Origin of the sequence: Porticoccus sp. (genome assembly GCF_041592135.1) — a bacterium.
GTDB lineage: Bacteria > Pseudomonadota > Gammaproteobacteria > Pseudomonadales > Porticoccaceae > Porticoccus.
The window spans coordinates 1-2,483 of record NZ_JBFHQR010000202.1; the positions used below are offsets into that span (position 1 = coordinate 1).

Sequence of the window (2,483 nt, forward strand, 5' to 3'; positions counted from 1 at the left end):
CCAGGAAGTAGAGCACCACCCACGCCAGCAGCGCCAGCGCCACCAGGGCCTCGAGCAGCGTGAAGCCGCCGTCCGGCCGCTCGCGCGCGGCTGCTGTCTCGGAGCTCGTCCGGTCGGGTTCCACGTCTTCTGGATTCGTCGGCGGTCGGGGAAGTGGGTCTGTACGTCGGGGAATGGGCAAGTCGGCAAGTCGGCAAGTCGGCAGTATCCGGGGAGGCACCGGGGCCGGCGACAGGCACAACTGTGCAGTTGTCGCTGTCGCGTCTCCGGTGGCTGTTCAGAGTGCCTTGGTGGCGTCCTCGGTATCGTCGCGGCGGGCGATGTTGAGTTGATTCTCGGCCCTTTCCACACTGGCGTAGTCTTGCAGCGAGCCGGGGTTGAGCGGGTCGCCAATCCAGCGCGGCAACGCCTTGAATTCCTCGGCGATCAGGCTGGCGCTGTAGTCCATTTCGTCAAAACGCAGGCCGACCATATCGGCAAAGGAGTAGATAAAGTAGGCGCTGGAATAGGGTCGGTCCACGGCGGCTTGCCAGGGCGCCATATCCCGGCTTTTCTGGAAGTCTTCCGATCCCCAGACAATAAAGGGCACCGTGTACATGGCGGAGGTGGGTGCCGCCTCATTGCGGCCGGTAAACAGGTCGCCGGGGTTGTCGTAAACCTCTTCGCCGTGGTCGGACAGGTACAGCAGCAGGCTCTTGCCCCCCGCCATGCGCGTCTCCTCGATCAGCTCGGAAACCACCATGTCGTTGTAGCGAATGGCGTCGTCATAGCTGTTGTATTCGTCCAGCAAATCTGCCGAAACCCACTCGGGAACGTCCGTCTTGCCGGTGAAGGCGGCGAAGTCTTTGGGGTAGCGGCAATCGTAGGCGCGGTGGGTGCCGAGCAAATGCACGACGATGAATTTTCTTGGGGCGGCGGTACCCAGTGCCTCGGAAAAGGGCTGCAATACCACGTTGTCGTACTGGTTGGCGTTTTGCTGGCGATTATTGTTCAGGTACACCTGGTGGTCGGCCAGCTGGGAGAAGGTGGTCAGCATGGTGTTGCGGCGGGTCTGGGTTTGCTGGTTGGTGATCCAGGTAATGTCGTAGCCCGCCTGTTTCATCATGTTGACCAGGGTGGGTTGGCTGAAAAAGCGTTCGGGATTTTTGGAGTCTGCGAACGACAGCACCTGTTGCAGCGCCTCAATGGTGTAGGGCCGCGGGGTCACCACGTCGTTGAACACCACCAGTTCGCCCTTGCGGTTGAGCGCATCCAGGTTCGGTGTGGTGGGGCGATCATAGCCGTAGAGGCTCATGCGCTGGCGGTTGGTGGATTCGCCGATCACCAGTACCACGGTATCGGGCAGGGCGGCGGGGTCGGCCACCAGGTTTTGCAGGGGTTTAATCTGGCTGTTTTGTGCCAGCAGCTGGTTCATGTCGGCCATTTGTTGCCGGTATTTCACGTAGCCCATCACCAGGTTCCAGGGGGCCGCGGGCTCCATGCGCACCATTTGGTGGTAGAGGGCGTCGTCGACCGTTTTCTGGGCTTTAAACAGTGCGCTGTTGATAAATGGCCAGAAGGCGATCAGCGCAAAGACCAGTGCGTAGCTGAGGCGTTGGCGTCGACCCAGTTGCAAGGGCCGGGCCTGGCGCCACATCCAGATGGGGATGGCGCTGAATATCAGGGCTAAGGGTGCGTACCACCAGCGCCAGTAGGACAGGATGAACTCGCTGCTCTCGGCGACGTTGGATTCGAAGGCAATGAAAATAACGCTCTGGGAAAACTCCTGGCCATAAACCACGAAATAAAACACCGCGATCAGGGCGCAGGGCCACATCAGTATGCCCGTGAGGGCCAGCCACTTCCTGGCGTGCTGCGGCAGCAGCAGGATCGGGATCAGCCAGGAAAAACTCATGATCAGCGATTCGCGCAGTCCGATGGAGCCGGACATGCCGGTGATGTAGATGGGAATGTGATAGCTGAGGGAAAAGTAGGCTACGAAGACATAGGCCCACAACAGCGGGTGTTTTTGAGGGAAACGGAGCATGGCAATTTTCTATTATTGTAATGTTGCCAGGAGTATACCGTTTAATTCTTAAGTCTGTCTTAACGCCCGATTGCGGGTAGGCGACGACACTTGCCGATAAAAATGGGGGGCGTGGTTACAGCGGTGAATCAGGGTGTCCGGGTGTATTGGAACTGATACAGGAGGTTGGGTTCGCCCAGTATGTACAGGTTGTTTTGGTTGTCGATAGTAATCCCTTCGGGTTGGGCGATGTCCTCTGCCAGCCCCGCTTGGCCGCCCATGAGCCTTATTTGACTGGAGGCCCGGCCAAGCAGATTGATCGAGGTGAGTTGTTTTGATTCGTGGCTGAGCAGCAACAGATTGCCGGAGCGGCTGTCAAAGAAAACCCCTGACAAGTCCCTGTTGCCGTAGGAGTTTTGTTCAAGATCCAGTGGGTTGGAGATGGCGATTGATCCGGTGTTGGCGGCAAAGCCATCAA

General features: G+C 58.7%; 3 protein-coding genes. All 3 read right to left on the reverse strand.

The features are described from left to right. On the reverse strand, positions 1-220 hold a 220-nt coding region (locus tag ABY948_RS12050), incomplete at its 3' end, for a prepilin-type N-terminal cleavage/methylation domain-containing protein (RefSeq protein ID WP_461482781.1). Between the two features lie 57 nt (positions 221-277). Then, positions 278-2,026 carry a phosphoethanolamine transferase CptA gene (gene cptA, locus ABY948_RS12055; RefSeq protein ID WP_461482779.1) on the reverse strand — a complete coding sequence of 583 codons (1,749 nt, stop codon included), beginning with the start codon at positions 2,024-2,026 and terminating at the stop codon, positions 278-280. Between the two features lie 128 nt (positions 2,027-2,154). Continuing rightward, a partial coding sequence (locus ABY948_RS12060) for an SdiA-regulated domain-containing protein (protein WP_461482780.1) occupies positions 2,155-2,483 on the reverse strand: 329 nt, incomplete at its 5' end.